Genomic DNA, 6,617 nt, shown 5'->3' with positions numbered 1-6,617 from the left:
GGACGAGCCTGTACGGCGCCTTCCAGCTCATCGCGCGGATGCTCGCCGCCGGGCAGCACGGCAGCGTGGTGACTTTGCTCTGCGACGGCGGGGAGCGCTACGCGCACACCTACTACAACGACGAGTGGCTCGCCCAGAACGGCCTCGACCTCGAGCCGGAACTGGCCAGGATGAGCCGGTTCCTCGCCACCGGCCGCTGGGTCAGCTGAGGCCCAGCGCGACGGCGGTCAGCACGGACCAGGCCAGCATCACCAGTCCGGTGTCGCGCAGCACCGGGATCAGCCCGCGGCCGGTGCCGCCGCTGGTGATCGCCTTGACCGGGGTGATCAGCATGGCCGCGGTGAGCAGCGCGATCAGCGCGAGCGGGTGCGCGATGCCGAGCGCGATGCTCACCACGTACGGCACCGCGACGAGCAGCAGGTAGAACCGGCGGGTGCCGGTGTCGCCGAGTTTCACGGCGAGGGTCTTCTTCCCGACCTCGCGGTCGGTGGGGATGTCGCGGAGGTTGTTCGCGGTCAGCACACCGGTGGAGAAGCAGCCCACGGCCACCGCGGTGAGCACGGCCTCCCAGCTCAGCGTCCCGGCCTGCACGTAGACGGTGCCGAGCACGGCGGCCAGCCCGAAGAACACGAACACCGCGATCTCGCCGAGGCCCGCGTAGCCGTAGGGCTTCTTGCCGCCGGTGTAGAACCACGCGCCGAGGATGCACAGCGCGCCCATGACGAGGAGCCACCAGTGCCCGGTGGCGATCACCAGCACCAGCCCGAGCACCCCGGCAAGGCCGAGGCAGGCCAGCGCGGCGGAGAGGACGAGTTTCGGCGCGGCGACGCCGGATCCGACCAGGCGCAGCGGGCCGACCCGGTTCTCGTCCGTGCCGCGGATGCCGTCGGAGTAGTCGTTGGCGAAGTTCACGCCGATGATCAGCGCGAGCGCGACGAGGAGCGCGAGCAGCGACTGCCACCAGGTGAAGGCACCGAGCTGGATCGTCGCGCCGACCCCGGCCACGACCGGGGCCACCGCGTTCGGCAGGGTCCGCGGGCGGGCCCCCTCTATCCACTCTGCGACTGTCGCCATTCACCCATTGTGGTGGAAGCGGATCATTCGCCGTCGAGCGGGACCGACCAGGTGAGGGTGCCGGAACCGGGCTCACCGGCGGACGCCGCGGGCGCGGCGAAAGCCGTCAGTGCCAGTAGCGCCAGCGTGGCGAGCAGGACGCGTTTCAGCGAGGTCATGCAGGGGAGTGAAATCCGGGTCAGGAATTATGTCAACCAATCGGGTGGAAAATTTTCGCCACCACCGCGGACCGGTCGACCTTTCCCGGGCCGCGCAGTGGCAGCGCCTCGACGAACTCCACCCGCTTCGGAACCGCGGCCGCACCAGCGGATTCGCGCACCGCGGCCCGGAGCACGGCGACGTCCGGCCGCGGCCCTTCCGCCACCACCGCGGCGGCGACCAGCTCTCCCCATTCCGGGTCAGGCAATCCCACTACGCAGGACTCCCGGACCCCGGGGCAGCCGGTGAGCACCCGCTCCACCGCGGCGGCGGACACCTTGACCCCGCCGGTGTTGATCACGTCGTCGATCCGGCCGAGCACCTCGAGCCTGCCGTCGGTGAACTGCCCGCGGTCGCCGGTGCGGAACCAGCCGTCCGTGAACGCCTCGGCGGTCAGGTCCGGCCGCAGCCGGTAGCCGTGCGTCAGCACCGGGCCGTTGATGAGGATCCGGCCGTCCGAAGCCAATTCCACGCGCACGCCGTCGAGCGCGACACCGTCGTAAACGCACCCGCTGGCCGTCTCGCTCATCCCGTACGCGGGCACGATCGTGACCCCGGCTTCGGCCGCGCGCTCCCGCAGACCCGCCGACGTAGCGGCCGCGCCGATGATGATCGCGTCGAACGCCTTCGCCGCCGCGAGCCCCGCTCCGCCCGCGTCGAGGATGCGGGTGAGCTGTGTCGGCACGAGCGCGGTGTAGCGCGGCCCGTCCTTCGCGACGATCGGCGCCGCCGCCTCGGCGAAGAGGTCTCCGGTGAACCGGCCGGGCGGCAGCGACGCGAGCGTGCTGCCGGCCAACAGAGCCCGCACGATCACCTGCACGCCGCCGATGTACTGCGCCGGCGTCGCCAGCAGCCAGTGGCCGGGGCCGCCGAGCCGTTGGTGCGTCGCCGTCGCCGAAGCGCGCAACGCGTCGGCGGACAGCAGCACACCCTTGGGCTCGCCGGTGGACCCGGATGTCGCGATGATCACCGCCGTGCCGGGCTCGACGGGCTCGTGCGGCGCCATCGCCTTGCGCAGCTCGTCCGAGCCGGGTGTCAGCGGCAGCACCGCCGGACCACCTTCGAGCGCTTCGGCAAGCGCTTTCCCGAGTTCGTCGACGGACCCGTCGACCAGTACCTCACGCACGGGCGAACCTCAGTAGTAGTACGGGAAAGCGGACCAGTCGGGGGAACGCTTCTGCAGGAACGAGTCACGGCCTTCGACGGCCTCGTCCTGCATGTAGGCCAGCCGGGTGGTTTCGCCCGCGAACAGCTGCTGGCCCACTAGGCCGTCGTCGATCAGGTTGAAGGAGTACTTGAGCATCCGCTGCGCCGTCGGGGATTTGCCGTTGATCTCCCACGCCCACTGCAGCGCTTCGGCTTCCAGCTGGGCGTGCGGCACCGCGGCGTTCACGGCGCCCATCTCGTGCATCTGCTCGGCGTTGTACTCGCGGCCGAGGAAGAAGATCTCGCGGGCGAACTTCTGGCCGACCTGCCTGGCAAGGTAGGCCGAACCGAACCCGCCGTCGAACGAGCCGACGTCGGCGTCGGTCTGCTTGAACCGTGCGTGCTCGGCGGAGGCCAGTGTCAGATCGCACACCGCGTGCAGCGAGTGCCCGCCACCGGCGGCCCAGCCCGGTACGACGCAGATCACCACTTTGGGCATGAACCGGATCAACCGCTGGACCTCGAGAATGTGCAGGCGGCCCGCCCGCGCGGGGTCGACCGTGTCGGAGGTCTCGCCGTCCGCGTACTGATAGCCCGACCGTCCGCGAATACGCTGGTCACCACCGGAACAGAAAGCCCAGCCGCCGTCCTTCGGCGACGGGCCGTTCCCGGTGAGCAGGACGCACCCGACGTCCGGGCTCATCCTGGCGTGGTCGAGCGCCCGGAAGAGCTCGTCCACCGTGTGCGGCCGGAAGGCATTGCGGACCTCGGGACGATCGAACGCGACACGAACGACGCGCTTGCCCGAGCGCGCCTCGGCGGAGCGGTGGTAGGTGATGTCGGTGAAGCCGAAACCCTCGATCTCGGTCCACGCGGCGGGGTCGAACAGCTCGGAAACCTGGGCGTCATGCACGTTTGGGAGAATAGGACGTGTGGCCATGATGACGGACGACACACCGGGGGGCGCCCGGTGAATCCGTCTACCGCGCAGGCCAAGGTCATCGTGGACGAGCTCGTCCGCAACACGGTCTCCCACGTGGTGCTCTGCCCCGGCTCGCGCAACGCGCCGTTGTCGCTGGCGCTGCACGAAGCCTCGACGGCGGGCCGTCTGCAGCTGCACGTGCGCATCGACGAGCGTGGCGCGGCCTTCCTCGCGCTCGGCATCGCGGCGCGCACCGGGCGTCCGGTCGCGCTGGTCTGCACCTCGGGCACGGCGGCGGCGAACTTCCACCCGGCCGTGCTGGAGGCCGACCGCGCCGGGGTCCCGCTGATCGTGCTGACCGCGGACCGTCCGCCGGAGCTGCGCGCGGCGGGTGCGAACCAGGTGATCGAGCAGCAGCGCCTGTACGGCAACGCGGTGCGCTACTTCGACGAGCTGGCGGTCGCCGAGCGTCGCGCGGGCCAGAACGCCTACTGGCGCAGCCAGATCTGCCGAGCGTGGAACGCCGCGTACGGCGAATGGCGGTGCGGGCCGGTGCATCTGAACATCCCGTTCCGCGAGCCGCTGGTGCCGGACGGCGATCCCGAGTGGTACGAGTCGCTGGACGGCAGGCCGGGCGGGGCGCGCTGGACGGAGTTGCCGGACTTCGGCGCGCTGCCGTCGTTCGTGGTGCCCTCGGCGCGCTGCGGCCTGGTGATCGCGTGCGACAGCGGCGTGGGCGCGGCCAGCGAATGGGCCGAGCGGCACGGCTGGCCGGTGGTCTCCGAAACCGGCGGGCTCGGCCTGTCCGGTTCGTCGGCGATCACCAGCGGCGTGTGGCTGCTGGGTGCCGAGCAGTTCATCGAGCGGCACCGGCCGGAGCAGGTGCTCTGCCTCGGCCGCCCGACGGTTTTCCGGCAGGTGCAGGCGTTGCTGTCGGACGCCGAGGTCGAGGTCCTGCTGGTGCGACCCGATTCGGACTGGCCCGCGCCCGCGCACAACGTGCGTCAGGTGGGGCAGTGGTTCGACGAGCCGAGCAAGCCCGCGGACCCGGAATGGCTGGCCAGCTGGCAGCGCGCCGACCGCGCGGCCACCGAAGCGGTGAGCACCGCACTGCGTCGTGAGCCTTGGCCGAGCGGGCTGCGCGTGGCCGCGGAGCTGGTGGACACCCTCCCGCCGGAGGCCCTGCTCGTGGTGGGTTCGTCGAACCCGGCGCGGGATGTGGCGCTGGCCGGGCGGATGCGGCCCGACGTGCTGGTGCACCGGAACCGCGGCGTGGCGGGCATCGACGGCACGGTGTCCACCGCGATCGGCGCGGCGACCGTGCACCGCGGGCATTCCTATGCGCTGCTCGGCGATCTGACCTTCCTGCACGATGTCAACGGCCTGCTCGCCGACGACCGCCCGGACCTGACGATCGTCGTGCTCAACGACGACGGCGGCGGTATCTTCTCGCTCCTCGAACAGGGCGCGCCCGAGCACCGCGACTCCTTCGAGCGGGTCTTCGGCACGCCGCACGGCGCGGATCTCGGTGCCCTGTGCGCGGGTTTCAACGTGCCGCACACCCTGGCCGAAAGCCTCGACGAGTTCCGTGACGCGCTGCGCCCGGCGCCGGGCCTGCGCGTCGTGGAGGTACGAGTGGACCGTTCGCGCCACCGCGACCTGCACGCCCGCGTGCGCCAGGCGGTTTCGGACGTGCTGCACTGACCCGTCCGGATGGTAAGAACCTCCTTCCGGACGTACCCGGTGACCGGTTTCCGGGCTACTTTTCCGGTTCATGCGTCTGCGAACCCGAGCGGGCCTGGGGGCAATCGCCACTGGCATCGCGACCACACTGCTCACCGCCACTGCCAGCGCCGCGCCTTCGGCCGGCGCGCCGGGCGTCGGCGACCCGTACTACCCGTACGCGGGTAACGGCGGGTACGACGTCTCGCACTACGACATCCGGCTCACCTACCAGCCCGCCACCGATGAGCTGGCCGGCACCACGACGATCCTGGCCAGGACGACGCAGGAGCTCTCCAGCTTCGATCTCGACTTCGGCCTGCACACGAACTCCGTGCTGGTGAACAACGTCCCGGCCACCTTCCACAGCGACCCGAAGGAGAACGGCGAACTCGTCGTCGTGCCGAAGGAGCCGTTGAAGAAGGGCCAGGCGATCACGGTCGTCGTGAACTACGCGGACACGCCGTCGAAGGTCGTCATCGACGGCTACACCGCGTGGAAGAAGACGCCCGACGGGGCGCTCGCCGTGGACGAACCGCAGAACTCCCAGTGGTGGTTCCCGGCCAACGACCATCCGACCGACAAGGCCACCCACGACGTCTCGGTCGAGGTGCCGGACAACGTTTCGGCGCTGTCCAACGGAACCCTGGTGCGCACCACCAAACAGCGCCCCGGCTGGACGCGCTGGAACTGGCGAAGCACCCAGCCGCAGGCGACGTATCTCACCACGCTGGAGGTCGGCGCGTTCGAGGTGAACCAGGTCACGACCCCGGACGGCAAACCGTTCGTGACCGCCTACGACCCGGCGCTCGGCGAGTCGCTCGACGCGGCGAAGGCGAGCGTCGAGCGGACTCCGGAGATCGACTCGTTCCTCGCGACGCAGTTCGGGCCTTACCCGTTCGAAGCGCAGGGCGGCGTGGTCTCCACCGGGCTCACCTTCGCGCTCGAGGCGCAGACGCGGCCGGTGTACAGCAACAAGTTCTTCGTCGCGGGCAGCAACACCTCGGTGGTCGCGCACGAGAACGCGCACCAGTGGTTCGGGGACGCGGTTTCGCTGGGCCGGTGGAGCGACATCTGGCTGAACGAGGGCTTCGCCACCTACGCCGAGTACCTCTGGTCCGAGCACGAGGGCGAAGGCACTCCGGCGGAGCTGGCCCAGTACGTCTACGACTCGCACCCGGCCGACGACCCGCTGTGGAAGGTCCTGCCCGGCGACCCTGGCGTGGCGAACCAGTTCGACGACGCCGTGTACGACCGCGGCGCGCTGGCTCTGCAGGCGCTGCGCACGACCGTCGGGGACGACGCGTTCTTCACGATCCTCAAGACCTGGGTCGCCGAGCACAGGGGCGGTGACGCCCGTATCGACGACTTCATCGGCCTCGCCGAGCAGGTCTCCGGCAAACCGTTGCACGAGCTGTTCACCACCTGGCTGTTCACCACGGGCAAGCCCGCGGTCGGGCCGAACGGCACGGCAGCGCCCGCCGCGCAGCCGAAGTCGTTCGCGAAGATCCAGCGCACGCACGAACAACTCGCTGCGCAACAGCGGTACTGAGCC

General features: G+C 70.5%; 6 protein-coding genes and 1 pseudogene. 3 read left to right on the top strand and 4 right to left on the bottom strand.

Translation table 11 applies throughout. The features are described 5' to 3' along the window. Positions 1-209, top strand: a pseudogene (locus tag FPZ12_RS38725) (PLP-dependent cysteine synthase family protein); the annotation flags it as partial. On the opposite strand, the gene FPZ12_RS38720 reads toward FPZ12_RS38725, so the two are convergent. Genes FPZ12_RS38720 through FPZ12_RS38710 form a run of 4 tightly spaced genes read right to left on the bottom strand, consistent with a single transcriptional unit; the run spans position 202 to position 3,331 of the window. Next, positions 202-1,074 (bottom strand): 1,4-dihydroxy-2-naphthoate polyprenyltransferase, encoded by an 873-nt coding sequence (locus tag FPZ12_RS38720; RefSeq protein WP_144754840.1) that lies wholly within the window; start codon positions 1,072-1,074, stop codon positions 202-204. The pseudogene FPZ12_RS38725 and the gene FPZ12_RS38720 overlap by 8 nt on opposite strands. 23 nt (positions 1,075-1,097) lie before the next feature. After that, a complete protein-coding gene (locus FPZ12_RS46940) occupies positions 1,098-1,232 on the bottom strand; it encodes a hypothetical protein (RefSeq protein WP_279537847.1) in 135 nt (44 codons plus the stop codon). 32 nt (positions 1,233-1,264) lie between these two features. After that, complete coding sequence (gene menE, locus FPZ12_RS38715; protein WP_144754843.1) at positions 1,265-2,398, bottom strand: o-succinylbenzoate--CoA ligase; 1,134 nt, start codon at positions 2,396-2,398, stop codon at positions 1,265-1,267. A 9-nt stretch (positions 2,399-2,407) separates the two neighbouring features. Continuing rightward, positions 2,408-3,331 carry a 1,4-dihydroxy-2-naphthoyl-CoA synthase gene (locus FPZ12_RS38710; RefSeq protein WP_144754846.1) on the bottom strand — a complete coding sequence of 308 codons (924 nt, stop codon included), beginning with the start codon at positions 3,329-3,331 and terminating at the stop codon, positions 2,408-2,410. Between the two features lie 57 nt (positions 3,332-3,388). On the opposite strand from FPZ12_RS38710, the gene menD reads away from it, so the two are divergent. Further along, positions 3,389-5,044, top strand: coding sequence for a 2-succinyl-5-enolpyruvyl-6-hydroxy-3-cyclohexene-1-carboxylic-acid synthase (gene menD, locus FPZ12_RS38705; protein ID WP_166463052.1), 1,656 nt, complete (start codon positions 3,389-3,391; stop codon positions 5,042-5,044). Positions 5,045-5,114: 70 nt separating this feature from the next. Continuing rightward, a complete protein-coding gene (locus FPZ12_RS38700) occupies positions 5,115-6,614 on the top strand; it encodes a M1 family metallopeptidase (RefSeq protein WP_166463051.1) in 1,500 nt (499 codons plus the stop codon). Positions 6,615-6,617: the final 3 nt, after the last annotated feature.

The sequence above is a fragment of the Amycolatopsis acidicola genome (genome assembly GCF_007713735.2).
Classification (GTDB): domain Bacteria; phylum Actinomycetota; class Actinomycetes; order Mycobacteriales; family Pseudonocardiaceae; genus Amycolatopsis_E; species Amycolatopsis_E acidicola.
The sequence above is the reverse complement of the archived record's forward strand: the minus strand, read 5'-3'. Positions and strand labels throughout refer to the sequence as shown.